23 protein-coding genes are annotated in these 26,181 nt (G+C 67.0%); 7 read left to right on the top strand and 16 right to left on the bottom strand.

Features of this window, described 5'->3' with window-relative positions; all coding sequences use genetic code 11:
• The first annotated feature begins 116 nt into the window (after positions 1-116).
• From KUV38_RS03720 to KUV38_RS03710, 3 genes are read left to right on the top strand one after another with little or no spacing between them, the layout of a single operon-like run.
• On the top strand, positions 117-788 hold the full coding sequence (locus KUV38_RS03720) for a response regulator transcription factor (protein ID WP_222468757.1): 672 nt from the start codon (positions 117-119) through the stop codon (positions 786-788).
• Entirely contained in the window at positions 781-2,181 is a 1,401-nt protein-coding gene (locus tag KUV38_RS03715) for a sensor histidine kinase (protein WP_222468756.1), read from the top strand. The genes KUV38_RS03720 and KUV38_RS03715 overlap by 8 nt, the downstream gene beginning before the upstream one ends.
• Positions 2,178-3,212 (top strand): ABC transporter substrate-binding protein, encoded by a 1,035-nt coding sequence (locus KUV38_RS03710; protein ID WP_222468755.1) that lies wholly within the window; start codon positions 2,178-2,180, stop codon positions 3,210-3,212. Before KUV38_RS03715 ends, KUV38_RS03710 begins: the two co-directional genes overlap by 4 nt.
• 10 nt (positions 3,213-3,222) lie before the next feature.
• Here the strand turns inward: KUV38_RS03710 and KUV38_RS03705 are convergent, their stop codons facing one another.
• The 12 genes from KUV38_RS03705 to KUV38_RS03650 form a co-directional block, all read right to left on the bottom strand.
• Positions 3,223-4,692 (bottom strand): mannitol dehydrogenase family protein, encoded by a 1,470-nt coding sequence (locus KUV38_RS03705; RefSeq protein WP_222468754.1) that lies wholly within the window; start codon positions 4,690-4,692, stop codon positions 3,223-3,225.
• The gene (locus KUV38_RS03700; RefSeq protein WP_315898593.1) at positions 4,692-5,459 is read right to left on the bottom strand and encodes an L-iditol 2-dehydrogenase; all 768 of its coding nucleotides are present in this window, start codon (positions 5,457-5,459) and stop codon (positions 4,692-4,694) included. Before KUV38_RS03700 ends, KUV38_RS03705 begins: the two co-directional genes overlap by 1 nt.
• Positions 5,456-6,469, bottom strand: a complete 1,014-nt coding sequence (locus tag KUV38_RS03695) for an ABC transporter ATP-binding protein (protein WP_222468753.1) — start codon at positions 6,467-6,469, stop codon at positions 5,456-5,458. The genes KUV38_RS03700 and KUV38_RS03695 overlap by 4 nt, the downstream gene beginning before the upstream one ends.
• A gap of 12 nt (positions 6,470-6,481) precedes the next feature.
• Complete coding sequence (locus KUV38_RS03690; protein WP_222468752.1) at positions 6,482-7,312, bottom strand: carbohydrate ABC transporter permease; 831 nt, start codon at positions 7,310-7,312, stop codon at positions 6,482-6,484.
• Between the two features lie 15 nt (positions 7,313-7,327).
• Positions 7,328-8,194: a carbohydrate ABC transporter permease gene (locus KUV38_RS03685; protein WP_222468751.1), complete on the bottom strand. Its 867-nt coding sequence runs from the start codon at positions 8,192-8,194 to the stop codon at positions 7,328-7,330.
• 210 nt (positions 8,195-8,404) lie between these two features.
• Positions 8,405-9,709: an ABC transporter substrate-binding protein gene (locus KUV38_RS03680; protein ID WP_222468750.1), complete on the bottom strand. Its 1,305-nt coding sequence runs from the start codon at positions 9,707-9,709 to the stop codon at positions 8,405-8,407.
• 163 nt (positions 9,710-9,872) lie between these two features.
• Positions 9,873-10,829 carry a sugar-binding transcriptional regulator gene (locus tag KUV38_RS03675; RefSeq protein WP_222468749.1) on the bottom strand — a complete coding sequence of 319 codons (957 nt, stop codon included), beginning with the start codon at positions 10,827-10,829 and terminating at the stop codon, positions 9,873-9,875.
• Between the two features lie 12 nt (positions 10,830-10,841).
• Positions 10,842-11,513 (bottom strand): HAD family hydrolase, encoded by a 672-nt coding sequence (locus tag KUV38_RS03670; RefSeq protein ID WP_222468748.1) that lies wholly within the window; start codon positions 11,511-11,513, stop codon positions 10,842-10,844.
• A gap of 304 nt (positions 11,514-11,817) precedes the next feature.
• On the bottom strand, positions 11,818-13,137 hold the full coding sequence (locus KUV38_RS03665) for an aspartate aminotransferase family protein (RefSeq protein ID WP_222468747.1): 1,320 nt from the start codon (positions 13,135-13,137) through the stop codon (positions 11,818-11,820).
• A 70-nt stretch (positions 13,138-13,207) separates the two neighbouring features.
• Complete coding sequence (locus tag KUV38_RS03660; protein WP_222468746.1) at positions 13,208-14,116, bottom strand: AEC family transporter; 909 nt, start codon at positions 14,114-14,116, stop codon at positions 13,208-13,210.
• Positions 14,113-15,471 carry an aminotransferase gene (locus KUV38_RS03655; protein WP_222468745.1) on the bottom strand — a complete coding sequence of 453 codons (1,359 nt, stop codon included), beginning with the start codon at positions 15,469-15,471 and terminating at the stop codon, positions 14,113-14,115. The genes KUV38_RS03660 and KUV38_RS03655 overlap by 4 nt, the downstream gene beginning before the upstream one ends.
• Before the next feature lie 65 nt (positions 15,472-15,536).
• A complete protein-coding gene (locus KUV38_RS03650; protein WP_222468744.1) occupies positions 15,537-16,877 on the bottom strand; it encodes an aspartate aminotransferase family protein in 1,341 nt (446 codons plus the stop codon).
• A 106-nt stretch (positions 16,878-16,983) separates the two neighbouring features.
• On the opposite strand from KUV38_RS03650, the gene KUV38_RS03645 reads away from it, so the two are divergent.
• The 4 genes from KUV38_RS03645 (at position 16,984) to KUV38_RS03630 (ending at position 21,992) form a co-directional block, all read left to right on the top strand.
• Positions 16,984-17,850, top strand: a complete 867-nt coding sequence (locus KUV38_RS03645) for a MurR/RpiR family transcriptional regulator (protein WP_222468743.1) — start codon at positions 16,984-16,986, stop codon at positions 17,848-17,850.
• Positions 17,851-17,884: 34 nt separating this feature from the next.
• Complete coding sequence (locus KUV38_RS03640; RefSeq protein WP_222468742.1) at positions 17,885-18,850, top strand: TAXI family TRAP transporter solute-binding subunit; 966 nt, start codon at positions 17,885-17,887, stop codon at positions 18,848-18,850.
• A gap of 104 nt (positions 18,851-18,954) precedes the next feature.
• Complete coding sequence (locus KUV38_RS03635) at positions 18,955-21,564, top strand: TRAP transporter permease (RefSeq protein WP_222468741.1); 2,610 nt, start codon at positions 18,955-18,957, stop codon at positions 21,562-21,564.
• Entirely contained in the window at positions 21,561-21,992 is a 432-nt protein-coding gene (locus KUV38_RS03630) for a universal stress protein (protein WP_222468740.1), read from the top strand. Before KUV38_RS03635 ends, KUV38_RS03630 begins: the two co-directional genes overlap by 4 nt.
• A 269-nt stretch (positions 21,993-22,261) precedes the next feature.
• On the opposite strand, the gene KUV38_RS03625 is transcribed toward KUV38_RS03630, so the two are convergent.
• From KUV38_RS03625 to KUV38_RS03610, 4 genes are all read right to left on the bottom strand, one after another.
• Complete coding sequence (locus tag KUV38_RS03625; RefSeq protein ID WP_222468739.1) at positions 22,262-23,329, bottom strand: siderophore-interacting protein; 1,068 nt, start codon at positions 23,327-23,329, stop codon at positions 22,262-22,264.
• The gene (locus KUV38_RS03620; protein ID WP_261385283.1) at positions 23,326-24,069 is read right to left on the bottom strand and encodes an ABC transporter ATP-binding protein; all 744 of its coding nucleotides are present in this window, start codon (positions 24,067-24,069) and stop codon (positions 23,326-23,328) included. The genes KUV38_RS03625 and KUV38_RS03620 overlap by 4 nt, the downstream gene beginning before the upstream one ends.
• 65 nt (positions 24,070-24,134) lie before the next feature.
• Positions 24,135-25,124, bottom strand: coding sequence for a FecCD family ABC transporter permease (locus KUV38_RS03615; RefSeq protein WP_222470952.1), 990 nt, complete (start codon positions 25,122-25,124; stop codon positions 24,135-24,137).
• 35 nt (positions 25,125-25,159) lie between these two features.
• A complete protein-coding gene (locus tag KUV38_RS03610; RefSeq protein WP_315898592.1) occupies positions 25,160-26,155 on the bottom strand; it encodes an iron ABC transporter permease in 996 nt (331 codons plus the stop codon).
• Between the last annotated feature and the right edge of the window lie 26 nt (positions 26,156-26,181).

Here is a 26,181-nt window from a genome sequence, read left to right as displayed (position 1 = left end):
GCAGCGGGCACGGCGGCCCCTTTTCCTGCGGGTTGAGGATGTGTATCGCTTGTTGCTGTCATCAACCTGTCACCCCGGGCGACAGGTTGAAAAAGGCGCGGAGGAGTGCTGGCGCGATGCGGCTGTTGATGGTGGAGGATGCCGAGGATCTGGCCGAGGGGGTGGTGGCCCACCTCGCCCGCTCCGGCATTGTCTGCGACCTCGCCCCCTCGCTCGCCGATGCGCGCGATTACCGCGCCGTCCAGCGCTACGACGCGCTCATCCTCGACATCAACCTGCCCGACGGCTCCGGCCTGACCCTGCTGCGCGAGGTCCGCGCCGAGGCCGATCGCACGCCGGTGCTCATGCTGACCGCCCTCACCTCGGTCGACGACCGGATCACCGCGCTCGATCAGGGCGCCGATGACTACCTCGGCAAGCCCTTCGACCAGCGTGAGCTGGAGGCCCGGCTGCGCGCCCTCGTCCGGCGCGAAGCCGACCGCAAGGAAGAGACCATCACCCTCGGCCCCCTCACCTATGCGCCGCGCGACCGCTCAGCGCGGCTGGGCGGCACCCAGCTTGCCCTCACCCGCCGCGAGGCCGCTCTGCTCGACATGCTGATCCGCCACGCCGGGCAGTATCTGTCGAAGACGCGGCTCTACGATTCGCTCTACGGGTTCGAGGATGCCGACGTGGGGGTGAACGCGATCGAGCTTTACATTGCCCGCCTGCGCAAGAAGTTCACCGGCTCGGGCGTGGCCATCTCGACCCGGCGCGGGGTGGGCTACCGGATCGGGCTCGATGACTGACGGGCGCGGTAAAGCGGGCCTGAGCCTTACCGCCCGCGTGCTGGGCACGGTGCTGGTGATCCTGCTGGTGGGCGGGCTGCTGGTGGCCGGCTCGATCTGGTGGAACACGCGGGCCGCCGCCCGGCAATCCTACGACCGGATCCTCTTTGGCGCCGCCAGCGACATTGCCGCCGCCATCCGCATCCAGCAGGGCACGCCGCTGGTGGACCTCCCAGTTTCGGCCTTCGAGCTGCTGGCGCAGGCCCCGGACGACCGGGTGTATTACGCCGTCACCGGGCCCGGCGGCGCACTGATCACCGCGCTCGACCCGGCCCACACCGTGCCTGCGCCGGACCAGCCCGCCAGCGTTGGCGCGACCTTCTTCACCGGCACGCTGAGCGGCGAGGAGGCCCGCTTCGTGCGGCTCTCGCGCAGCTTTGCCGAGCGCGACTTTTCCGGCGCGGTGGAGGTGGTGGTGGGCCAGACCCTGCGCGCCCGCAACGCGATGACCACCGATCTGATGCTCGACGCGCTGCTGCCGATGGCCGCCGCCGGGCTGCTGCTGACCCTGCTGGCCGCGCTCGTCGTCCGCTCGGCGCTGCGCCCGCTCGATGCGCTGGTGGCCGACCTCTCCCGCCGCGACCCCTATGACCTCACCCCGATGCCCGCCGAGGCCCTGCCCCGCGAGCTGGGCGTGATGCTGGGCGCGGTGAACCGCTTCATGGGGCGGCTCGACGGGCAGGTAGAGGCAATGCGCACGCTGATCTCCGACACCGCGCACCAGTTGCGCACCCCGGTCGCGGCAATTCAGGTGCATGGCGAGAGCGCGGCAGAGGAACAGAGCGAAGAGGCGCGCGAGCGCGCCCTCGCCCGGCTGCTCGCCCGCACCCGTTCGCTGCGCACCCTGCTCGACCAGCTCCTCTCCCGCGCGCTTGTCGTCCACCGCACCGACAGCGCCCCGCGCACGCCGGTGGACCTGCGCGAGGTGGCGCTTGAGGTCATGGAGCGGGATGACCAGTCGGTGCTGCGGCCCGAGGCGGAGCTGCGGCTGCAGATCGGGGATGCACCTGTGATGGTGCGGGCCGATGCCTTCTCGCTGCAAGAGGCAGCGCACAACCTGCTGAACAACGCCCTGCGGCACGGGCAGGCGCCGGTCTCCATCGGGGCGGAGCAGCGCGGCAGGGAGGCGGTGCTTTGGGTGGAAGACAGCGGCCCCGGCCCCGCGCCCGAAGTGATCGCCCACCTCGGAGAGCGGTTCAACCGCAGCGCTGACAGCCGCGAACAGGGCAGCGGCGTGGGGCTTTCAATCGTGGCCAAGGTGGCCTCTGCCTTTGGCGGGCGGGTCGAGATGGGAGCGAGCGAGACCGGCTTTCGCGCTGCCCTCGTGCTGCCTGCCGAGGAGGCGCACCCATGAGGCGACTCATCGCCCTTCTCGCCCTGCTCCTCGCCCCGGCCACTGGTGCGGCACAGGAGGCGACTGCGCAGTTCGGCGCGGGCGAGACGCCCTTCCTGATCCGATCGACCACCGATATCGGCATCATCCGCCCGGTGATGGAGCGCTTCGCCGCGCTCAGCCCGGAGCTGGCTATCCGCTATGAGCAATGGGGCTCGAACGACCTCTTCGAGATCAGCCGCGCCGATTGCCAGGAGGGCCGCCCGCCCGCCGATGCGGTGCTCTCCTCCGCCGTGCAGCAGATGGTCTGGCTGGTGAATGCCGCCTGCGCCGCGCCGCACCGGTCCGAGGCCACCGCCGCCCTGCCCGCCTCCCGGCGCTGGCGCGACGAGCTTTGGGGCGTGACCACCGAGCCTGCGGTGATCGCCTACAACGCCGAACTGCTGGATGCCGAGGACGTGCCGCGCAGTCGCTTTGCCCTGCTTGACGCGCTGCGCGAGCGGCCCGGCACCTTCCGCGGCCGGATCGCTACCTATGACATCGCCGAGAGCGGGCTGGGCTACCTCTTCGCCTACTCCGACAGTCTGGAGGCGACCACCTTCGGCGCGCTGCTGGAGGGTTTCAGCCGGGTCGATGCCGTGGCGACCTGCTGCTCGGCCGAGATCATCTCGGGCGTGGCCGAGGGGCGCTACCTGATCGCCTACAACGTGCTCGGCTCCTACGTGGCCAGCGCGGGCACGCCCAAGGTGGGCGTGGTGCTGCCGGAGGATTACACGCTGGTTCTTTCGCGCGGCTACATGATCCCGCGCGGCGCGGCGCAGGCCGGGGCCTCGGCGCGGCTGCTGGATTTTCTGCTCGGGGCGGAGGCCCAATCGCTGCTCGCCAGCGCCGGGCTGGTGATCGACATGGACGCCGAGGAAACCGGCCTGCCCAGCTCGGCCCGCAGGTTCATCCCGCTTTCGCCGGTGCTGCTGGTGGCGCGTGACCCGAACCGCCGGGCGCTGATGCTGCAGGTCTGGTCAGAGAGCTTCCGGCCCGCCGGAACGCCGTGAGGACGCAGGGCTAGGCCTGCGCCGCCACATACTCCCGCAACACCGCCCGCACGCCCTTTTGCTCCAGCTCCGCCAGCGCCGCCGCGAGGGCCTCGACAAAGCGCGGTGCCTCGCCGAGACGGCCGAAGATATCGGTGAGCGCAAGAAAGGCCGAGGGGTCGGTTTGCGCCTTGAGCGCGGCGGCCTGCAGGGCCGGGGCGCGCTCGTCTTCCAAGGTGATCTCGCCCTTGGTGGTCTCGGCGCAGTAGCGGCACCAGAGTGCCACTTCGAGCGCGAGGCCCTGAATGGCACTGCCCGCCTCCAGCGCCTCGCGGACGGTGGGAAGAACGAACTTCGGCTGGCGGTTGGACCCATCGAGGCAGAGCCGGGCGATGGTATCGCCGACCTCGGGGTTGGCAAAGCGCTCGGCGCATTTTTCGAGGTAGGCGTCAAAGTCGACACCGCTGATCTCCGGCAACACCGGGATCACCTCGGCCCGCATCAGAGCCTTCAGCCATGCGGTTACATCGGCGTCCTGCATCCCCTCATGCACGAAGTGATGGCCCAACAGCGCCGAGGGGTAGGCGATGGCCGCGTGTCCCGCGTTGAGGATGCGCAGCTTCATCGTTTCGTACGGCGCGACATCGGGCACGAACTCCACGCCCACTTTCTCCAGCGCCGGGCGGCCTTGTGGGAAGCTGTCTTCCAGCACCCACTGGCGGAACGGCTCGCAGACCACTGGGGCCTTGTCGTCGACGCCGAAGGTCTCCTTCACCAGCGCAATCTCGCGCGGGCCGGTGGCGGGCGTGATGCAATCGACCATGCCACAGGGGAAGGCCACATTGGCGGCGATCCACTCGGCCAGTTCCGGGTCCACCAGCTCGGCCATGCCCACGACGGCGGCCTTGGCGACATGGCCGTTCTCGGGGAGGTTATCGCAAGACATCACGGTGAAGGGTTCAAGCCCTGCGTCACGTCTGGCCTTCAAGCCTTTGACCAACAGGCCAAAAACGGTTTTCGGATCATCCGGCGTTTGCGCATCATCCACGATCTCGTGGTGCGCGCTGTCAAAGCCGTCGGTCTCGGCATCCACGAAATACCCGCCCTCGGTGACTGTGAGCGAGACGATGCGGATGGCCGGATCGGTCAGCCGGGCGGTGAGCGCGGCGCTGTCGATCTCGCAGAAATCCACCATCGCGCCGGTCACGCGGGCGGTAAGCGCAGCCGGGTCCAGCTCGACCACGGTGGTCAGCCAGTCCTGCCCTTTCAGGGCCTCGCGCTTGGCGGCATCGAACGATTTGATCCCGGCGCCGACGATGGCCCAGTCATGCCCCTCGCCCTGTGCGAACAGCCGGTCGAGATACCAGGCCATATGGGCGCGGTGAAAGTTGCCGACGCCGATGTGCAGGATGCCGGGGGTCAGCGCGCCGCGGTCATACTCGGGCACAGCCACGGCCTCGGGCAGCACGTTCAGGGTGTTATTCGAAAGGTTTGTGGCCATCAGCTCATCCAATTCCCGCCGTCCACGTTGTAGGTTTGCGCAACGATGTAATCGGCCTCCTCCGAGGCCAGAAACACCGCCATGCCTTCGAGATCTGCCGCCGTGCCCATACGTCCGAAGGGCACCGCCTCGCCGACCTCGCGTTTCTTCTGCCCCGGCGCCTTGCCCTCGTATTTGGCAAAAAAGGCATCGACCCCGTCCCAGTGCTCACCCTCCACCACGCCCGGCGCGATGGCGTTGACGTTGATGCCGTGGGCGATGAGGTTCAGCCCCGCCGATTGGGTGAGCGAGATCACCGCCGCCTTGGTGGCGCAGTAAACCGCCACGAGGCTCTCGCCGCGCCGCCCGGCCTGGGAGGCCATGTTGATGATCTTGCCGCCGGCGCCTTGGGCGATCATCTGCTTTGCCGCCGCCTGGGTGCAAAAGAGCACGCCTGCGACGTTGACAGCCATCAGCCGGTCAAAGTCGGCGCGCTCGATCTCGACGATGGGCGCGGCGGAGAAGAGCGCGGCGTTGTTCACCAGAATATCCAGCCCGCCAAGCGCCTCCACGGCGGCGGCAAAGCCTGCGTCGATGCTCTCCTGCCGGGTTACATCCATCTCCACCGCCACGGCGCCGATCTCTTTCGCCGCCGCCTCTGCCCGCGTCAGATCGACATCGGCAATCGCCACCTGCGCCCCTTCCGCAATGTAGCGGCGGGCGAAGGCCAGCCCGATCCCTCGGGCGGCGCCGGTGATCAGCGCCCGTTTGCCGGCAAGGCGCATCATCCGATGCGCAGCCCGGCGCCGTCGAACCGGTGGGTCTTGCCGTCCTGCGGGGTGAGCCAGACGGTATCGCCATGACGCAGGGCCATCTCGCCATCCACCCGCACAGTGATCGTGTCTTCCACCGTGTCCGCCGTCTCGGGGTGAACATAGAGGAAGGTGTCGGAGCCGAGGTGCTCGGCCACGCCCACGGTGCCCTTCCACAGGCCTTCGGTGGTGGAAACGGTCAGATGCTCGGGCCGCACGCCGATGGTGGCAGCGTCATGCCCGGCGGCATCGGCACCCTTGAAGAAGTTCATCTTGGGCGAGCCGATGAAGCCCGCCACGAAGAGGTTGCGCGGGGTCTGATAGAGCTCCAGCGGCGAGCCGACCTGTTCGATGACGCCCGCCTGCAGCACCACGATCTTGTCGGCCATGGTCATGGCTTCGACTTGGTCGTGGGTGACGTAGATCATCGTGGTCTTGAGGTTGTTGTGCAGCTCCGAGATTTCGAGCCGCATGTTCACCCGCAGTGCCGCATCGAGGTTGGAGAGTGGCTCGTCGAAGAGGAAGGCCGCAGGCTCACGCACGATGGCGCGGCCAATGGCCACCCGCTGGCGCTGCCCGCCCGAGAGCTGGCCGGGGCGCCGGTCGAGGTAGTCGCTCAGGTTCAGCACCTTGGCGGCATAGTCGATCCGCTTGTCCTGCTCGGCCTGCGGCACGTTCGCCATCTTCATCGGAAAGGCGATGTTCTTGCGTACCGACATATGCGGATAGAGCGCGTAGGACTGGAACACCATCGCCAGACCGCGCTTGGCGGGGGGCGTGTGGGTGGCGTCCACCTTGTCGATGCGGATCTGCCCGCCGCTTACGTCTTCCAGCCCAGCGATCAGCCGCAGCAGGGTGGATTTGCCGCAGCCCGACGGGCCGACGAACACCACGAACTCGCCGTCTTCGATGGTCAGATCCAGCGGCGGGATCACGTTCACCTCGCCGAAGCTCTTGGCAACCTTGTCCAGAGTAATGCGTCCCATAATCCTGTTCCTTTACTTGACGGCGCCGAAGGTGAGGCCACGCACCAGTTGTTTCTGGCTGAACCACCCCATGATGAGGATGGGCGCGATGGCCATGGTCGAGGCCGCGCTGAGCTTGGCGTAGAAGAGCCCTTCCGGGCTGGAGTAGCTGGCGATGAAGGCCGTCAGGGGGGCGGCCTTGGTGGTGGTGAGGTTGAGCGTCCAGAACGCCTCGTTCCACGCCAGGATGATGTTGAGCAGCATGGTCGAGGCGATGCCGGGCAGCGCCATCGGGGTCAGCACGTAGATGATTTCGGAGCGCAGGCTCGCGCCGTCCATACGTGCCGCCTCGAGGATATCCACCGGGATTTCCTTGAAGTAGGTGTAGAGCATCCAGATGATGATCGGCAGGTTCATCAGCATCAGCACCACGATCAGCAGGATGTGGGTGTCGTAGAGGTCGAGGAACCGGGCGATCAGCACGATAGGAAACAGCACACCAACGGCGGGCAGCATCTTGGTGGAGAGCATCCACATCAGCACATCCTTGGTGCGCTTGCCGGGCACGAAGGCCATCGACCAGGCGCTCGGGATGGCGATGAGCAGGCCCAGCACGGTGGAGCCGACGGCGATGATCACCGAGTTCATCAGGAAGCGGAAGTAGTTGGATCGCTCCTGCACCACCGAATAGTTTTCCAGCGTCCAGTCGAAGCCGAACCACACGGGCGGGTCGGCAATCGCCTGGGCTTCCGTCTTGAAGCTGGTCAGGACCGTCCAGAGGATCGGGAAGAAGATCGCGAGGCCGATGATCCATGCGGCGGCGGTGGCGACGATCTTGCGTTGTGTAGTGACGGCGCGTGCCATGTGCTCAGCCCTCCCTCAGTTGTCCAGGTTCTTGCCGACGATCCGCATCAGGAAGATCGCGACGATGTTGGCGAGGATGACGGCGAGGATGCCGCCCGCAGACCCGAGCCCGATATTCTGGCTCTCCAACACCCGCTGATAGACGAGGTAGGTGAGGGTGCGGGTGCCAAAGGCGCCGTTGGTGGTGACGAAGATCTCCGCGAAGATCGACAGCAGGAAGATCGTCTGGATCAGGATCACCACGGTGATCGCCCGCCCGAGGTGGGGCAGAATGATGTAGTAGAAGCGGCTGAGCGCGCTGGCGCCATCCATCTCCGCCGCTTCAAGCTGCTCGGAGCTGAGCGACTGCACGGCGGTGAGCAGGATGAGCGTGGCGAAGGGCAGCCACTGCCAGCTGACGATCCAGATGATCGAGAACAGCGGCAGCTCCGAGAGCCAGTCGATCGGCGTCGCCCCGAAGAACTTCCACAAATAGGCGAAGAGCCCGTTCACCGGGTTCATGAACATGTTCTTCCAGACCAGCGCCGAGACGGTGGGCATGACGAAGAAGGGCGCGATCACGAGGATGCGCACGATCCCCTGCCCCCAGATCGGCTGGTCGAGCAGCAGAGCCAGCAGCACGCCGCCGATCACGGTGATGGCGAGGATGCCGCCGACCATCAGCAGCGTGGTGCCCACCGAGCTGAGGAATGAGGAAGAGGTGACGAAGCGTTCGTAATTCTCGAAGCCGACACAGCAATCGGCCACGCCGCGCAGCGGGCGGTAATCCATGAAGGAGAAGTAGATCGTCATGCAGAGCGGGATCAGCATCCACACCAGCAAGACAAAGACGGCGGGCGCATTCATCAGCCGGGCTGCAGCGCGCGAGTGCTGGGTTGCCATTGGGGTCTCCTCCTCTGTCGCCGCGGGCCGGGGTCCGGCTGCGGCCACCCTGAACGGGCGGGTCAGGCTCAAATGCGGGAGATCAGCCTCTCCCTGGGGCGGCCCCGGCCGCTCCGCGTGACATCGCGCAGCCGGGGCCGGTAGGCCGGGCGCTTCTGCGAGGCAGCGCGCCCGGCACACGCGCGGGGAGGACCCGCGTGCTCCGTGAGCTTACTTGTAGCCCGCGGCTTCCATTTCCTCGTTCACGAGGTCCTGGGCCTTGGCGAGGGCGTCGTCAGCCGACTGCTGGCCAGCCAGCGCTGCCGAGAACTCCTGCCCAACCTGGGTGGCGAAACCGGCGAACTCGGGGATCGCGGCAAACTGCACACCGACGTAGGGCACCGGGTCCACGGTGGGCTGGGTCGGGTTGGCCGAGTTGATGCTGTCGAGCGTCATCTTGGCAAACGGCACCTTCTGGTACTCGGGGTTCTCATAGAGCGAGGTCCGGGCACCCGGCGGGACGTTGGCCCAGCCTTCGTTCTCGGCCACCAGCTCGATGTACTCCTTGGAGGTCGCCCACTCGATGAACTCCTTGGCGGCATCCACCTTCTGCGAGCCTGCCGGAATGGCGAGGGCCCAGGCCCAGAGCCAGTTGCCGCGCGGGCCTTTGCCGGTGTCGGGCGCCAGAGCGAAGCCGACCTTGTCAGCCACGGTGGAGTCGTTCGGGTTGGTCACGAAGGAGGCCGCCACGGTGGCGTCGATCCACATGCCGCACTTGCCCTGCTGGAACAGCGCCAGGTTCTCGTTGAAGCCGTTGTTGGCTGCACCGGGAGGGCCGTAGTTGTTCATCAGGTCGAGGTAGAAGTCGAGCGTGGTCTTCCAGGCTTCGCTGTCGAACTGGGGGTTCCAGTCTTCGTCGAACCAGCGCGCGCCGAAGGAGTTGGACATGGCGGTCAGGAAGGCCATGTTCTCGCCCCAGCCGGCCTTGCCGCGCAGGCAGATGCCGTAAACCTCATTGTCCTTGTCGGTCATCGCCTCGGCGGCGGCCTTGATCTCATCCCAGGTGGGAGCTTCGGGCATTTCCATGCCGGCGGCTTCCATCAGGTCGGTGCGATACATCACCATCGAGCTTTCGCCGTAAAAGGGCGCGGCATAGAGCGTGCCGTCGACCGACAGGCCGCCGCGCATGGCGGGCAGGATGTCGTCCACGTCGTATTCGGCCGAGAGATCGTCCAGCGGCACCAGCCAGTCCTGGGCACCCCAGATCGGGGTTTCGTACATGCCGATGGTCATGATGTCGAACTGACCGCCCTTGGTGGAGATGTCGGTGGTCACGCGCTGGCGCAGCACGTTCTCTTCCAGCGTCACCCACTCCACTTCATGGCCGGTCTTTGCGGTGAAGTCCTCGGTCAGCCCCTGCATCCGGATCATGTCGCCGTTGTTCACGGTGGCGATGGTCAGGGTCTCGGCAGCGGCAATGCCACCGATCGCGGAAAGGGCAGTAGCGCCCAGAAGGGCGCGAAGCGTGCAAGTCATTGATGTCCTCCCAATGCCCATTTCGGGCAAATGCTATCGTAGTGGGCAAATACTCACTCAGCCTGCGGCAAGTTGTCAATCCCCCTCTCCTGCGGCTGCAAAAAGGGGCGGCAACCCGCTGGCAGGTTACTCGTTTTGCTTGGTTTTTCGGGGTGAGCGGTGTTCAGGCCAGCGCGAGCACGGCCTCGGCGGTGGCTTCGTCGGTGATCAGCGCGTTGATCAGCTTGCCCCTCAGCGCGCCCAGAATCGCCTTCTGCTTGGCGTGGCCCAGCGCCAGCCCGCAGACCCGCCGCGCGGTGCCCGGATCGAGCGGCGCCGAGGAGACGCGGGCATTGGTCAGCCCCTCGATCGGGCGGCCCTCGCCATCGAAGGCCCAGGCCACCATCTCGCCCACCGCACCCTGCGCGATCAACTCGGCGCTCTCTTCCTGGCTGATGAAACCGTCGACCGCGAGCGGCGAGGTCTCGTCGATGTGGCCGACGCCGACAAAGGTCACATCGGCACGGGCGGCGAGCGCCAGCGTGTTCTCCACCGGCTCCTGCGCATGCATCAGCTTGAGGTCGTCGGCGCAGCGCACCACGGCGATCAGCGGCATCGGATTGTGCGGCGCGCCGACCTTCTCGGCCAGCCGCACCACCACGTTGTAGGCCGTGGCCGAGCCGTCGGGGCTCATGTTGCCGACGAGGCTGACGAGGTGATGCTGGGGGCAGTCCATCCGCGGCAGTTGCTCCACGCAGGCCCGCAGCATCCGGCCTGTGCCAAGGCCGATCACCCGCGGCTCCGGGTCGGCCAGCCAGCGCTCCATCTCCGCCGCGCCCGCGGCTGCAACGCCGGTCGCCAGCTCGGGCGCGGCCGGGTCGGTGGGCACCACATCGCAGAATTGCAGGTCGAACCGCTCAGTGAGGGCAGCGGCAAGGTCCATGCAGCGGGCGATGGGATGATCGAGCCGGAACTTCACCAGCTTCTCGGCAACCGCAAGGCTCACCAGCCGCTGCGCCGATTGCCGCGACACCCCGAGCTTGCGGGCGATCTCATCCTGGGTGTTGCCGGCCACGTAGTAGAGCCACCCTGCCCGGGCCGCATCATCCAGCCTTGCCGTCTCCCCCGCAGCCCGCGCCATCCGCTCTCCCCGCTATGTGTCTTTTCGCAATTCGGGAGCCATTTGATAGAAAGCGGACCAGTTGTCAAAGGCCGGAAGATCCGGCGGCGTGTCGATATCCTCCGGCGTGAAGCCGGCAAAATGGGCCCCGCCAGTGTAACGCCAGACCTCCATCTGCGCCGCCTGCGCCGCGCGGATTCCGGCCAAGCTGTCTTCGATCACGAGGCAGGCTTCCGGCTTTACATTCAGGCACTTGGCGGCATGGAGAAAGAGGTCTGGCGCGGGCTTGCCGTTCTCCACCTCGGAGGCGGTGAACACCCGTTCAAATTGCCGATCCATCCCCAGCAACGCCAGCGTGCGCCCCACTCGTTGCGGCGAGGAGGAGGTGGCGACGCAGGCCCGCACCGCCAGTTGGCCGAGCATCTCCCCCACCCCCGCCGTGGGCCTCAGCCCCGCCGCGAACTCCTCCACAAGCCGCCCGCGATACTCCGCCTCAAAGCTGCCCGGCAGATCGAGGTCGAAGTCCCTGCGGATCTTGTCAGCCACCTTCGGAAAACTCTGGCCGACGAAATTGCGATACACATGCTCGGTGGTCACCGTGACCCCATGATGCTCCAGCGCCTCCACCAGCACCCGGGCCGAGATCACCTCGCTGTCGGCCAGCACGCCGTCGCAATCGAAGATCACCAGCTCGATATGTTGCATAGGGTCTCCCAAGTTCTGCGGATCCTGCTTCGGAGCCACCCATCGCCCGCACCCCAATGGGACGGCGGGAAGGCTCGGGTCAACGAAAATTGCCGAGGGGCCCCTCTGGGGATACGGCCATTTTGGTTGACCCGAGACGGCCCGTTGGCCGGGCCGGGGTCAGGTGATGGCTGACGCCGCAAGCAGCTCCTGCTTTGGTGAACCCGGCGCTGTCTCCCCCCGCCCGCCAAACCGCACAGGCCGGGCATGGCGAGGCGGGGTGGGTGGGCGGAAGCCTCGCCATGCCCGGCCGCACCTCACATGGCTACGCCAGGTTTTTCAACACCTTGGTGAGCACCTCGCCGATCCGGTCGATCTGCGCCTTGTCGATGATCAGCGGCGGCGACAGGGCGATGATGTCGCCCGTGGTCCGGATCAGCAGGCCCTCGTCATAGGCCGCCAGAAACGCCTCGAAGGCCCGCTTGGTGGGCGCGCCCGCCACCGGCTCCAGCTCCACCGCGCCGACCAGTCCGAGATTGCGGATATCCATCACATGAGGCAGACCCTTCAGCCCGTGGAGCATGTCCTCGAAGTAGGGCGCAAGCTCGGCGCAGCGCTCGAAGAGCCCCTCCTCGCGGTAGGTCTCCAGCGTGGCCAGCCCGGCAGCGGCGGCCAGCGGGTTGCCCGAGTAGGTGTAACCGTGGAACAGCTCGATGGTGTTTTCCGGCCCCTGCATGAAGGCATCGTGGATCGCGCCCGAGCAGAATACCGCGCCCATCGGCACCACCCCGTTGGTGATGCCCTTGGCGGTGGTCATCATGTCGGGCGTAACGCCGAAGTAATCGGCCCCGAAGGCCGCGCCGAGACGGCCGAAGCCTGTGATGACCTCGTCGAAGATCAGCAGGATGCCATGCTTCTCGGTGATCGCCCGCAGCCGCTCGAGGTAGCCCTTGGGCGGCAGGATCACGCCCGTAGAGCCCGCCATCGGTTCCACGATCACGGCGGCGATGGTCTCCGGCCCGTGCAGCGCCACGATGCGTTCCAGATCGTCGGCCAGCTCGGCGCCATGCTCGGGCACACCGCGCGAATAGCTGTTCTGCTCCGGCAGGTGGGTGTGCGGCAGGTGATCCACCCCGTTCAGCAGGGTGCCGAAGAACTTGCGGTTGTTCACGATCCCGCCCACCGAGATGCCGCCGAAGTTGACCCCGTGATAGCCGCGCTCGCGCCCGATCAGCCGGGTCCGCTGGCCCTCGCCCCGTGCGCGGTGATAGGCCAGCGCGATTTTCAGCGCGGTTTCAACGCTCTCCGACCCGGAGTTGGTATAGAACACGTGGTCCATGCCCGCAGGCGCCATGTCGACCAGCCGGTTGGCCAGCTCGAAGGCCTTGGGGTGGCCCATCTGGAAGGCGGGGGCATAATCCAGCTCGGCGACCTGCGCCTGCACCGCCTCCACGATCTTCGGCCGGGCGTGGCCCGCGTTGCAGCACCACAGGCCCGCAGTGCCATCCAGCACCTCGCGGCCATCGGCGGTGGTGTAATGCATGTCCTTGGCGGCCACGAACATCCGCGGGTTCTGCTTGAACTGACGGTTGGCCGTGAAAGGCATCCAGAAGGCTCTGAGATCATTGGGGGATTGCACGTTCATGGCGGCCTCCGAAGGGTAAGAATTTCGCCGCGAGCCTGCGCCCGCGCCGATGCGGCGTCAACCCCGGCGATCAGGCCAGAGCGGCCAGAGCGAAGAGGCTCAGAAAGGCGGTCCAGACCATCACCTGCGCCACCCGCGCGGCGGGCACGTCGTAGAGCAGCGCAAGGCTCATCGCCATCGCGCCGGTGGGCGGGGCTGCGGCGAAAACGAAGAGCCTGTTGGCCTCCCATCCGCCCGCGAAGAGGGTCAGCAACAGCGCCACGAGGGCCGGAAACACCACCAGTTTGATGCCGCTCACCACCGCCACCGCCGGGTCGAAGCGGAAGGCGACGGCGCTCAGCACCACGCCGAGCGAGAACAGCGCCACCGGCGCGGCGGCGACGCCGTTGAAGTCGAGAAAGGTCTGCACCGGCGAGGGCACCGGCACCCCCGCGATCCCCAGCGCGGTGCCGCCGAAGATCGCCAGCAGCGTGGGCGTGCGGGCAAAAATCGCCAGCACCGAGCCAGGAGAGACGCGGCCCAGCTTGATCGCCTGAAGCACGAACATGGTGCCGCCAAAGCTGACCGTGCTGTCGAGCACCACGACCATCGTGATCGGCAGCACCCCGCTCTCGCCATAGAGCAGCACGCCGATGGGCAGGCCGTAAAAGACGTTGTTGGCGAAGATCCCGGCATAGCCGAGGATCACCGACTCCCCCGGCCCGGCCCCGAAGAGCCGCCGCGCCAGTTGGTAGCCGACCGCAAAGAGGATCACCTGCGCCGCCGAGTAGAGCAGGATCGGCGTGAGGCGGAAGGTATCGAACGGCGCGTTCCACAGCAGGTCGAGGACCACGATGGGCACCAGCACCGTCATGGCGAAGCGGTTGATCGTGCGCGCCGAGTCCTCGCTCAGCTGCCCGCCCTTCCCCAGCCCCCAGCCGAGCGCGAGAATGGCAAAGACCGGCAAGATAGGGTTGGCCAGAACGGTGAGAAAGCTCACGCCGCGAGGGCCTCTTCAAAGCCGATCCGGAGGATGCGCACCATCTCGTCGATCTGCGCCTCGCTGATGGTCAGCGGCGGCGACATCACGCAGGCGTTGTAAACAGGGCGCAGCAGCAGCCCGTGGCGCTGGCAGATCGCATCGACCTGCGCCGCAAAGGCCATGTCCCGGTCTTCATCCGGGTTTTCCGGGTCCAGTTCGCATTCGATGCCCGCCATCAGCCCTTTCACCCGGATGTCGGAGATCACGGGAATGTCCGACAGGCTCGTCAGCGCCGCCTCGAAGTGGGGCGCAATGCGTTGCACGTGTTCCAGCAGGCCATCGCGCTCGAAGATATCGAGGTTGGCCATCGCCGCGGCGCAGGCGACCGGGTGGCCGGAATAGGTGAAGCCCGAAGTGAAGCCCTTGCCCTCATTGGTGGCCGCCGTGATCTCGGCAATCAGCCGGTCGGAGATGAAGAGTGCGCCGAGCGGCTGGTAGCCCGAGGTGAGGCCCTTGGCCGTGGTCAGCATGTCGGGCTGCACGCCGAAGACGCTTTCGGAGGCAAAGTAATGCCCCAGCCGCCCGAAGGAGGTGACGACCTCATCCGCGATGAAGAGCACGTCATGCTTACGGCAGACCTCGGCGCAGCCCGCGAGGTAGCCCTCGGGCTGCACGATCACCCCGCCCGAGGCCATGACCGGCTCGGCGATGAAGGCGGCCACCTTCTCGGGGCCGACGGAGAGAATCATCGCCTCCAGCTCGGCCACCTTCTCGGCGGCGAAATCCTCCAGCGACTGCCCCTCGGGCCGGTCCTTGGGCTTAGGGCAGGAGAGGAAGTGGATGTGATCCTCGATCATGTCCATCTCCGCCTTCTCGCGCATCTTGCCCGAGCAGGAGCCGGTCAGGTAGGTGGAGCCGTGATAGGCGTTCACCCTTGAAATGATATGCTTTTTCTCCGGTCGCGCGAGGCAGTTGTTGTAGAAGAAGGCAAAGCGCAGCGCGCTGTCCACCGCCGTGGAGCCACCGGTGGTGAAGAACACGTTGTTCAGATCGCCCGGCGCCAGCGCCGCCAGCCGCTTGGCCAGCGCGGCGGCTACATCGGAGGCCATCGACCAGGGCGAAAAATACGACAGGCGGCGCATCTGGTCGGCGCAGGCCTCGACGATCTCTTCCCGACCGTGGCCCACATTCACGCACCACATGCCACCCGGCCCGTCGATCATCCGGTTGCCGTGACTGTCGGTGACATAGATGCCCTCGCTGTCCATGAGCACGGTGCGGGGCGTCTCGCCGATGGCGGTCACATCCTCCCATGGGTGGAGGAAATGCCGGTCGGCGCGGTGGATGTCTTTTGTCGAGGGAGAATCAGTCATGCGCGGAGCATACGCCTCTGCGCGGGGAGGTGGCAGAGGGCGCGGCGCCCCCTGCCCTGCCCCGGTCACGCGCCTTTGGGCGTGGCCTCCAGCACGGTCTCGAGGCTTGCAGAAAGCTTATCCACCAGCTCGTCAATCTCGGCCTCGGTGCATATAAAGGGCGGTGCAAGCAGCACGTGGTCGCCCTGCTGCCCGTCGATGGTGCCGTTCATCGGATAGCAGATAAGCCCGTTCTCCATCGCCTGCGCCTTCAGCCGGGCGGCGAGGCGGTGGGCCGGATCGAAAGGCGCCTTGCTCTCGCGGTCGGACACAAACTCCAGCCCGCGGAACATACCGCGCCCGCGAATGTCGCCGACATGGGGGTGCTGGCCGAAACGGTCGGTGAGCGCCCCCAGTAGATAGTCTCCCATCCGGGCGGCGCGGGCGGTCATGCCGCCCTCGGCCAGCTTGGTCACAACCGCATTGGCAGCGGCGCAGGCGACCGGGTGGCCGATATAGGTGTGCCCGTGTTGGAAGAAGCCGGTGCCGGCCTCAATCGCGCGGTAGATCTCGCCGCTGCAGAGCATCGCGCCGATCGGCTGGTAGCCCGCGCCGAGGCCCTTGGCGATGGTGATGATGTCGGGGCGCACGCCATCCTGCTCGCAAGCAAAGAGCGTGCCGGTGCGGCCCATGCCGCACATCACCTCGTCGAGGATCAGCAGCACGCCGTATTTGTCGCAGATCTCGCGGATGCGGCGGAAGTAGCCCTCCACCGCAGGCACCGCGCCCGCCGTGGCCCCCACCACCGGCTCGGCCAGAAAGCCGATCACCGTCTCCGGCCCGAGCCGCAGCAGCTCGGCCTCCAGCTCATCCGCCACGCGCTGGCCGTAGGTCTCCACGCTCTCGCCCGCCTCCCGGCCGCGGTATTCGTAGCAGGGCGCGATGTGGCTGGCCGAAACCATCACCGGATCAAACGGCGCGCGGCGCCACATGTTGCCGCCGGTGCCCAGCGCCCCCAGCGTATTGCCGTGGTAGCTCTGGCGGCGGGCGACGAAGCGGGTGCGCTCCGGCTGGCCGGTCTCCAGCATGTATTGCCGGGCGAGCTTGAGCGCCGCCTCCACCGCCTCGGAGCCGCCGGACACAAAGTAGACCCGCTCGATCCCCTCGGGGGCGTGGGCCACCAACCGGTCGGCCAGTGCCTCCGCCGGCTCGGAGGTGAAGAACCCGGTATGGGCAAATTCCAGCGAATCGAGCTGCGCCCGAATGGCGCCGATCACCTCCGCATCGCCATGCCCGAGGCATGACACGGCCGCGCCCCCCGACCCGTCGAGATATGCCTTTCCTTGCGAATCATAGAGATAGACCCCGGAGCCCCGCAGGGCTGTGGGCATGGTGCCCTTGGTGTGGCGTGGAAAGACGTGTGACATGGGCAACCCCCGGTGCATCTGGCCTGCCACCATGAAACAGATGATTCATCCGTTGACAATATCTGAAACAAGTCAGACAGTCCGTGGATCACCGGGGGAGAGTTGTGTGACGCCCAAGTTCGAGGCCCGCCTAACAGAACGATACAGCGACCTGAGCGGGGCGCTGCGGGCCGCCGCCGACCACCTTGCGCGCAACCCGGTAGAGCTTGCCACACGCACCCTGCGCAGCATCGCCCGCGAGAGTGGCATCTCGCCCGCCGCCTTCTCGCGGCTGGCGCGCGCACTGGGATACGACGATATCGAAGCCCTGCGCGAAGAGATGCGCGGGCGGATCGAGCAGCGGGCCAACGGCTTTGCTGGCCGCGCCGAACGGCTGCACAACGACCCCAAGAACCGCGAGGCGGGCGGCTTTCTGGAGGCGCATTTCGCTGCCTGCCAAGGCAACCTGCGCAGCTTCATCGACACGGTGGATCGCGGCGAGCTGGAGCGTGCGGTGGAGCGGCTGGGCGCGGCCCGCAAGGTGCTGCTGCTTGGCTCGCTCGGCTCCACGGGGGTGGTGGAATACCTCTCCTACATGGCCAACTTCTGCGCCGACAACTGGGCGCTGGCCAGCCGCAGCGGGGCCTCTCTGGGCAGCGGGCTCGTAGGGCTCGGACCCGAGGATGCATTGATCATCGTGACCAAGCCGCCTTTCTCCGACCGGGCGATCCGCGCCACCCGGCTGGCCCGCGATCAGGGGGTCTATGTCGTGCTCATCACCGACACGCTGGAGTGCCCCGCCTTGAAATACGCATCGGCCCGTTTCATTGTGCCGACAGGGAGTCAGCATTTCTACTCTTCCTATGTCACCACGGTCTTTCTCGTGGAGTGCCTCATAGGGATGCTGGTCAGCCGCTCCGGCCCTGCGGCCCGAGGGCGGATTGCCGAGGTAGAAGCTGCAAACCGGGTTCTGGCGGAAGTCTGGGACCTGTGAACGAAAAGAACATGAAACCAAAAGGGAGTTAAAAATGTTCGCCAAACTCAAACTCACGGCTATCGCCGCGGCAACGACCGCGATGATGGCCCCCGCGGCCCACGCCGAGGAATTCATCACCATCGGCACCGGCGGCGTGACCGGCGTGTATTACCCCACCGGCGGCGCGATCTGCCGTCTGGTGAACAAGGGCCGCCGCGACCACGGCATCCGCTGCTCCGTCGAATCCACCGGCGGCTCGGTCTACAACGTGAACACCATCAAGGAAGGCGAGCTGGAATTCGGCGTTGCCCAGTCCGATATCCAATACAACGCCTTCAACGGCGTGGTGCAGTTCGAGGACGGTGCCTTTGAAGGCCTGCGCGCGGTGTTCTCCGTGCACCCCGAGCCCTTCACCGTTGTGGCCCGGGCCGATGCCGGCATCGCCACCTTCGACGACCTCAAGGGCAAGCGCGTGAACATCGGCAACCCCGGCTCCGGCCAGCGGGCGACGATGGAAGTGCTGATGGAGAAGATGGGCTGGACCGCGGGCGACTTCGCCCTCGCCTCCGAGCTGAAGGCCGCCGAGCAGTCTGCCGCGCTCTGCGACAACCAGATCGATGCGATGGTCTACACCGTCGGCCACCCCTCCGGCTCGATCCAGGAAGCCACCACCGCCTGTGACTCGGTGCTGGTGGAAGTCTCCGGCGACGCGGTGAACGCGCTGGTCGAAGAGTTCCCCTTCTACTCCGTGGCCACCATTCCGGGCGGCATGTATCGCGGCAACGACAATGACACGACCACCTTTGGTGTGCGCGCCACGCTCGTGACCTCCGACTCCGTGTCGGAAGATGCCGTGAAGGCGCTGACCGCAGCGGTCTTCGACAACTTCGAAGACTTCAAAGGCCTGCACCCCGCCTTCGCCAACCTGACCATGGAAGAGATGGCCACGCAGTCGCTCTCCGCCCCGCTGCACCCCGGCGCAGAGGCCTACTACAAGGAAAAGGGCCTGATCGAGTAATCGGCAGCTCCTGCACATGACACTACCGGGGGGCGGCGCGCTGCCCTCCGGCCCACACGGGGACCAACAACAACAGGCCAGAACGGCCATGACGGGGGTGGACCATGTCCAAGGAAAATCGCGCGCTCAGTGAAGAAGAGCTACAGGAACTCGTTGCCGCCTCCGACAGTGGCGCAAGGGTGGTTCCGGGATCACTGGGCAGGGCGATCGCCATCGTCGCGCTGATCTGGTCCATCTTTCAGGTGCTGCTGGCCTCGCCATGGGCGCCCTACCTGCTGCCCGGCGACCTGATCAACAACTCGCGGCAGATCCACCTCGCCTTCGCCATCTTCCTCTCGGCCATGGCCTACCCGCTCTGGAAGGGCGCCTCAAAGACATCGGTGCCGTGGTATGACTGGGTGCTTGCCCTCGGCGGCGCCTTCCTCGCGCTCTACGGCTACTTCTTTTACGAGAAGATCGTCAGCAACGGTGGCCTCGCCGACGACATGGATGCCTACGCCTCGCTGGCCGGTCTCGCCCTGCTCTTCATCGCCTCCTACCGGGTGCTCGGCCCGGTGATGGTGATCCTCGCCGTGGTCTTCCTCGGCTACGTGTTCTTCGGCGCCTCCGAGGTCGTGCCTGACCAGATCCGCTGGGCCGGTGCCTCGCTGCGCAAGGCCATGTCGCACATGTGGATCACCTCCGAGGGGGTCTTCGGCATCGCACTCGGCGTGTCGACCAAGTTCGTCTTCCTCTTCGTGCTCTTCGGCGCGCTGCTCGATAAAGCCGGCGCGGGCAACTACTTCATCAAGATGGCCTTCGGCGCCCTCGGCCACCTGCGCGGTGGCCCGGCCAAGGCCGCCGTGGTGGGCTCCGCCGCCACCGGCCTGATCTCCGGCTCCTCCATCGCCAACGTGGTGACCACCGGCACCTTCACCATCCCGCTGATGAAGCGCGTCGGCTTCTCCGCCGAGAAGGCCGGCTCGGTCGAGGTGGCCAGTTCGGTCAACGGGCAGATCATGCCCCCGGTGATGGGCGCCGCCGCCTTCCTGATGGTCGAATACGTGGGCATCTCCTACGTCGAGGTCATCACCCACGCCTTCTTGCCCGCGATCATCAGCTACATCGCGCTGGTCTACATCGTTCACCTCGAAGCGGTGAAAAACAACATGCCCACCATCGGCAACAAGGTGGTGAACCTGTTCAACACGGTGATCGGCATGTTCCTCTTCTTCGCCGGTTTCGCGGCGCTCTGCTACGCCACCAAGTTCCCGGTGCAGTGGATCACCTCAATGTTCCCTGCAGGCTCCGGCTGGATCCTCGCGATCCTGCTTGGCCTCGTCTACGTGGTGCTGATCTACCTCGCCTCCACCTCCGACGATCTGGAGCCCGATGACCCCAACGCCGAGGTCGTCGAGCTGCCCGAGATCCCCAAGATCTACAAATCGGGCCTCTACTACCTGCTGCCGATCATCGTGCTGGTCTACTTCCTGATGATCGAGCGCAAGTCGCCCGGCCTCTCGGCCTTCTGGGCCACCTTCCTGCTCTTCGGCATCCTGCTGACCCAGAAGTTCCTCAAGGCGGTGTTCCGCGGCGAGAACGCGGCGGCCAACAAGCTGAAGGACGGGGTGGTCGACCTCTACGAAGGCATGATCGACGGCGCACGCAACATGATCGGGATCGGCCTCGCCACCGCGACCGCCGGTATCATCGTGGGCACCGTCTCGCTCACCGGCATCGGCCAGGTGATGGCCGATTTCGTCGAGTTCCTCTCGGGCGGCAACCTGATCCTGATGCTGATCTTCGTGGCGATCCTGTCGCTGATCCTCGGCATGGGCCTGCCGACCACGGCCAACTACATCGTGGTCAGCTCGCTGATGGTCGCCGTTGTGGTCGAGCTTGGCGCGCAGTCGGGCCTCGTGGTGCCGCTGATCGCGGTCCACCTCTTCGTGTTCTACTTCGGGATCATGGCGGATGTGACACCACCCGTCGGCCTCGCCTCCTTCGCGGCGGCGGCGGTCTCGGGGGGCGATGCGATCCGCACCGGCTTCACCGCCTTCTTCTACAGCCTGCGGACGGTGGCCCTGCCCTTCGTCTTCATCTTCAACACCGACCTGCTACTGATCGATGTCACATGGGTGCAGGGCATCATCGTCTTCATCGTGGCGACCATCGGCATCCTCGTGTTCACCGCCGCGACCATGGGCTGGTTCCTCACCAAGAACCGGATCTGGGAGACGGTGGCCATGCTGCTGGTGGCCTTCGCCCTCTTCCGCCCCGGCTTCTTCATGGACATGATCCAGCCGCCCTTCGCCGATATCGAGCCCGCGGGCTTCGAGCAGGCCGTGGGTGAGGCCGATGCGGGCGATACCCTGCGGGTCGTCGTCTCCGGCCCCGACTTCGACACGCTGGAGAGGAAAGACACCACGCTGGTGCTTCAGGTGCCTGAAGGCGACGACGCGGCCGCCCGGGTCGAGGAGATGGGCTTCCTGCTGGTGCCCGAGGAGGGCCGGATGTATCTCGACGAGCCCGCCTTCGGCTCGCCGATCTCCGAAGACCTCTCCAGCTTCGACTTCTACGGCGACGACCGGGTCGAGATCACCGCCGTCCGCGCGCCCGTCCACGGGCTGCCCAAGGAGCTGATCTTCATCCCGGCGCTGCTGCTGATGGCCCTCATCGCGCTGCTGCAAATGCGCCGCGCCCAACCCGCCCTGCGCGAAGGAGAAGCAGCATGACCCAGACCGTGCTCTGCGCCATCGACATCAACCGCCCCGAAGAAGAGGTGAAGGTGCTGCAGATGGCCAGCAAACTCGCCGAACTGGACGGCGCCCAGCTCGATGTCATCACCGTGGTGCCGGATTTCGGCGCCACCATCGTCGGCGCCTACTTCAAGGACCATGACGTGAAAACCGCCAAGGACAGCGCCGCCAAGGTGCTGAAAACGGTTGTGAACAACGTGCTCGGCGACGAGGTGGACGTGAAGGTGCGCCACCTCGTCTCGGTCGGCACGGTCTACGAGGAGGTGCTGCGAGCCGCCAAGGTCTCGGGCGCCGACCTGATCGTCCTCGGCGCCCACCGCCCCGACTTCAAGGACTACCTCCTGGGCCCCAACGCCGCCCGCGTCGTACGCCACTCGAACTGCTCGGTCTACGTCGTCCGCTGAGGTTTAAGGGAATGCGGTCGGGCAGGTCTTTGCTCGACCGCGTGCGCCTAACTTGCCAGCAGGTTAAAGCGCCGATGCTCCGCAACGCCGCCTCCAGCATGCAAATGAATCTCCTAAAAATGGTTCCCGCAGGCGGACTGGAACCGCGGACCAACTGATCAAGGACCACACGGCCGTGCACGACTCGTTTCGTCGCAACAGCCTAGAGGCCATAATGACGATGGGCCGATTGCCGGTCGTAAACAGCTTTAAATGGAAAGCAGCGAAAACTACGCCCAATACCCGACCGAATGGACCTGCGCCTTCGGCAGGCGGGCGTCTTCGATGGCATATGTTCTGAGGTCTCGAGCGGCTTGCTTTGAGGCGGCGAACCAGAGGCGCGTGTCGGAGGCGCAGCCTGCGAGACCGTCGCGGACGTGGGACACGAGGTCTTGCTCCGTCGCGCCATCAGCTCGGCACAGCCAGGTGATCTGGCAGGAGGGCGAGTGGTGGTCGAGCAGGTGGATGTCGGCCTTGCTTCCGACGAGGAGGTTCACCTTGCCGCGCGTCTCCGGAGGCAAGTCTTGCAGCGCCCGCAGGATGGCGGGTGCGCTGGTTTCATCACCGCCGACAATGAGCTCCCCACCCGCCTCGTCAGGCTCCGGCCCTGTTCTGCCGCCCGGCCCCATCAGGCCGACGGTTTGGCCAATGGGGCCGGTCTCGGCCCAGTCGCAGGTGGGGCCGCCGGGGTGGCGGAAGATGTCGAAGGTCAGGCTGTGGCTCTCGGGGTGGCAGAGGCGCGTGGTGAAGACCCGGTCGCTCAGCTTGTCATCCCCCTCGGGCCAGCGGATCACGCCGGTGGCGTCGAGACGGGGCCAGACCGGCGCGCGCCCGGCCTGCACGGGCCGAAGCAGGCGGAAGTGCCAGTGCTCGTCGCTGGCAAACCGCGCGTAGCCTTCGGGCGAGAGCTTGATGTGCATGCGCCACCACGAGTCTCCCAGCGGCGCACAGCCCGCCACCTCCCCCACCGCCAGGGTGGGTGGCAGCGCACCGGCCTCGCCCACGCCCGACCATGTGAGCGGCGGCAGGCCGCGGTCGAACTCTTCCATATGAGCCGAGATTCCGGTGCGGAAGTCCGGCAGCATGGAGGCATCGGCGCAGGCCACCTCGATCCGGCAGGCCCGGCCAGTGACCTGCACCGTCACGCGGGCAAACCCGGCATCGGCCACCAGCATACCCGGTGCGGGCAGCTGCGGCTCCATGCCGTGCTCGAGGTATTCGGCGCGCCAGAATTCCAGCAGGCGCGCGCCCTCGTTGTGGCGGAACTCGATGGCGGAGAGGTGGGAGAGTTGGGTCATGTGCGGTCTTTCGCAGGGGCGGCGTGGCGGCCGATGGGCACCATCATCGGTGTGCCGGCGACCGGATCGGGCAGAACGCGGGCGGTGAGGCCGAAGACCTCGGCCAGCATCGCCTCGGTGAGAATCTCCGCCGGCGACCCGGCAGCAACGACCTGCCCGCCCGCCATGGCAACCAGCATGTCGGCATAGCGTGCGGCGAGGTTGAGATCGTGCAGCACCATCACCACGGTGGTGCCCCGGGCGCGGTTGAGGTCGGTGAGCAGGTCGAGCACCTCCACCTGATGGTTGATGTCGAGATAGGTGGTGGGCTCGTCGAGCAACAGCACATCGGTCTGCTGGGCGAGTGCCATGGCGATCCAGACGCGCTGGCGCTGGCCGCCGGAAAGGTCTTCCACCAGCCGCTCGGCCAGATCGGCGGTGCCGGTCATCTCCAGCGCCTCGGCCACGGCGGCCTCGTCTTGGGTCGTCCATCGGCCGAAGAGGCCTTGGTGCGGGTGGCGGCCACGGCTGACGAGATCGAGCACGGTGATGCCTTCCGGCGCGATTGGCGATTGCGGCAGCAGGCCAAGGCGGCGGGCGAGCGTGCGCGGTGGCATGGCGTGGACCGGCGCACCATCGAGCAACACCTGCCCCGCCTCGGGCCTCAGCAGCCGCGACATGGCCCGGAGCAAGGTGGATTTGCCGCAGGCGTTGGCGCCGATGATGGCGGTGATCTTGCCGCGCGGCAGGGCAAGGTCCATGCCTTCGATCACCGCCTCCGCGCCGTAGCCTGCGGTCAGCCCCTCGATCTGCAGCACCGTCTCGGTCACAGCGCGCCTCCTTTGCGATTGTCGCGCAGGATCAGCGCAACGAGATAGGGCGCGCCCAGCACGCCGGTGACGATGCCAACGGGGTAGCGGGCAGGCAGCAGCACCTGCCCGGCGAAATCTGCCAGCAGAACCAGCGCTGCCCCGGTGAGCGCGGCGGGCAGCAGCAGCGAGCCATCGCGGCGCAGCAGCCGGGCTGCGATGGGGCCGGAGAGGAAAGCGACAAAGGCGATCGGGCCGGTCGCCGCGGTGGCGAAGGCGACCAGCCCGACGGCGGCGCAGATCACCACCAGCCGGACGCGGCCGATGCGCACGCCGAGCGCGGCGGCGGTATCCTCGCCCATGCGCAGAGTTTCGAGGTCGCGGCGCAGCGCGAGCAGCGCGCCGCCGAAGACGGCCAGCGCCACGGCCAGCGGCAGCGCTTGGGCCAGTTGCGCGCCGTTCACCGAGCCGGTCATCCAGCGCAGCGCCTGTTGCAGCGACCAGGTTGGAGCTTGCGTCAGCACATAGGCGGTGAAGCTCTGGAGCATGGCGGCGATGCCGATGCCCACGAGGATGAGCCGCGCCCCCGCCGCGCCGCCCTTCCAGGCCAGCAGGTAGATCAGCAGCGCCACGCCCAGCCCTGCCGCCACGGCGACCACCGAGACGGCGGTGCCCGAGAGACCCAGCATGACAATGCAGAACACCGCCGCCGCGCTGGCGCCGGAGCTGATGCCGATGATGTCGGGGCTGGCGAGCGGGTTGCGCAGGAGCGTCTGGAAGGCCACGCCGCCCAGCCCGAAGCACATGCCCGCGAGCGCCGAAACAAGCACACGCGGGCCGCGCAGCACGCCTACGGTAAAGGCTTCGCCGCCGCTCTCCAGCCCGAGGAACACCCGCAGCACGGTGACCGGCGGCGTGAGGGATTGGCCCACCATCAGCGTCAGTGCAGCCCCGGCCAGCACCAGCGCGGCAAGCGTGGCGAGCATGGCCCGCCGTCTGCGGCCCATCCGCAGCCGCAGGGCGGTGATGTCGGCCACGAGGCTCACAGCGCGGCCACCCGTTTGCGCCGCACGATCCAGATGAAGACCGGCGCGCCGATGAAGGCGGTGACGATGCCCACGTCGAGCTCTGCCGGGCGCGCGACGATACGCCCGCCCACGTCTGCCAGCATCAGCAGCATTGCGCCAGAGAGCGCAGAGGCGGGCAAGATCAGGCGATAGTCCACCCCGGTCACCAGCCGGCTCAGGTGCGGCACCACGAGGCCGACAAAGCCAATCGGCCCGCAAACCGCCGTGACCGCCCCGCAGAGCATGACCGCGCCGAGGGCGGCCACGGCGCGGGCGCGCCAGACCGTCTCTCCCAGCCCGGCGGCGGTGTCGTCGCCCAGTGCCAGCAGGTTGAGCTTGCGGGCCGAGGCAAGCGAAAGCCCGGCGCCGACCGCGAGAAAGGGCAGCACCGGTGTGATCCGCTCCCACGTTGCGCCGCCCACACCGCCAACGAGCCAGGATTGCACCAGCCCGGCGATGTCGCCCCGGGGCAGCACCACGGCAGTGGTCAGCGAGGTGAGCGCCGCCGTTAGCGCTGCGCCCGCCAGCGCCAGTTTGAGCGGCGTGGCCCCGCCCGCGCCGAGGCTGGCGATGGCATAAACGCCAACAGCCGACAGTGCGGCGCCCAGCGTGGCGGCGAGGATATAGCCGGTGAGCGAGCCGAGGCCGAAGCTCGCCAGCCCGATCACCACGGCCAGTGCCGCGCCCGCGTTGACGCCGAGGATGCCCGGGTCGGCCAGCGGGTTGCGGGTGACGCCCTGCATCACCGCGCCGGTCAGGCCAAGCGCCGCCCCGGCGAGGGCCGCCAGCACGGTGCGCGGCACCCGGCTGGCCACGGCGACCTCGCCCATGGTGTCCGGCGGGCTGCTCAGGGCAGAGACGAGTTCAGACAGGCTGGTGACACGCGCCCCGAAGGCGAGCGAAAGCCCTGCGGCAAGCACGAGCGCCGCCACCGCCGCGAGCAGCCACGCCGGGTTTGCGCCGCGCGCCACACTGCGCAGGGAGGACGAGCCGGGTC

Source organism: Vannielia litorea, from assembly GCF_019801175.1.
Taxonomy (GTDB): domain Bacteria; phylum Pseudomonadota; class Alphaproteobacteria; order Rhodobacterales; family Rhodobacteraceae; genus Vannielia; species Vannielia litorea_B.
Note: the sequence above shows the minus strand (reverse complement) of the source record. Positions and strands in the feature narration are given on the sequence as shown.

Excerpts from the sequence above, each read along its gene's own strand:
- KUV38_RS03665 (WP_222468747.1), bottom strand. The coding sequence starts at position 13,137 with ATGAACGTGCAATCCCCCAATGATCTCAGAGCCTTCTGGATGCCTTTC.
- KUV38_RS03675 (WP_222468749.1), bottom strand. The coding sequence starts at position 10,829 with ATGGCGCGGGCTGCGGGGGAGACGGCAAGGCTGGATGATGCGGCCCGG.
- KUV38_RS03700 (WP_315898593.1), bottom strand. The coding sequence starts at position 5,459 with ATGATGCGCCTTGCCGGCAAACGGGCGCTGATCACCGGCGCCGCCCGA.
- KUV38_RS03720 (WP_222468757.1), top strand. The coding sequence starts at position 117 with ATGCGGCTGTTGATGGTGGAGGATGCCGAGGATCTGGCCGAGGGGGTG.
- KUV38_RS03620 (WP_261385283.1), bottom strand. The coding sequence starts at position 24,069 with ATGGACCTTGCCCTGCCGCGCGGCAAGATCACCGCCATCATCGGCGCC.
- KUV38_RS03640 (WP_222468742.1), top strand. The coding sequence starts at position 17,885 with ATGTTCGCCAAACTCAAACTCACGGCTATCGCCGCGGCAACGACCGCG.
- KUV38_RS03715 (WP_222468756.1), top strand. The coding sequence starts at position 781 with ATGACTGACGGGCGCGGTAAAGCGGGCCTGAGCCTTACCGCCCGCGTG.
- KUV38_RS03685 (WP_222468751.1), bottom strand. The coding sequence starts at position 8,194 with ATGGCAACCCAGCACTCGCGCGCTGCAGCCCGGCTGATGAATGCGCCC.
- KUV38_RS03635 (WP_222468741.1), top strand. The coding sequence starts at position 18,955 with ATGTCCAAGGAAAATCGCGCGCTCAGTGAAGAAGAGCTACAGGAACTC.
- KUV38_RS03650 (WP_222468744.1), bottom strand. The coding sequence starts at position 16,877 with ATGTCACACGTCTTTCCACGCCACACCAAGGGCACCATGCCCACAGCC.
- KUV38_RS03630 (WP_222468740.1), top strand. The coding sequence starts at position 21,561 with ATGACCCAGACCGTGCTCTGCGCCATCGACATCAACCGCCCCGAAGAA.
- KUV38_RS03690 (WP_222468752.1), bottom strand. The coding sequence starts at position 7,312 with ATGGCACGCGCCGTCACTACACAACGCAAGATCGTCGCCACCGCCGCC.
- KUV38_RS03670 (WP_222468748.1), bottom strand. The coding sequence starts at position 11,513 with ATGCAACATATCGAGCTGGTGATCTTCGATTGCGACGGCGTGCTGGCC.
- KUV38_RS03705 (WP_222468754.1), bottom strand. The coding sequence starts at position 4,692 with ATGGCCACAAACCTTTCGAATAACACCCTGAACGTGCTGCCCGAGGCC.
- KUV38_RS03710 (WP_222468755.1), top strand. The coding sequence starts at position 2,178 with ATGAGGCGACTCATCGCCCTTCTCGCCCTGCTCCTCGCCCCGGCCACT.
- KUV38_RS03625 (WP_222468739.1), bottom strand. The coding sequence starts at position 23,329 with ATGACCCAACTCTCCCACCTCTCCGCCATCGAGTTCCGCCACAACGAG.
- KUV38_RS03615 (WP_222470952.1), bottom strand. The coding sequence starts at position 25,124 with ATGGGCCGCAGACGGCGGGCCATGCTCGCCACGCTTGCCGCGCTGGTG.
- KUV38_RS03655 (WP_222468745.1), bottom strand. The coding sequence starts at position 15,471 with ATGACTGATTCTCCCTCGACAAAAGACATCCACCGCGCCGACCGGCAT.
- KUV38_RS03695 (WP_222468753.1), bottom strand. The coding sequence starts at position 6,469 with ATGGGACGCATTACTCTGGACAAGGTTGCCAAGAGCTTCGGCGAGGTG.
- KUV38_RS03680 (WP_222468750.1), bottom strand. The coding sequence starts at position 9,709 with ATGACTTGCACGCTTCGCGCCCTTCTGGGCGCTACTGCCCTTTCCGCG.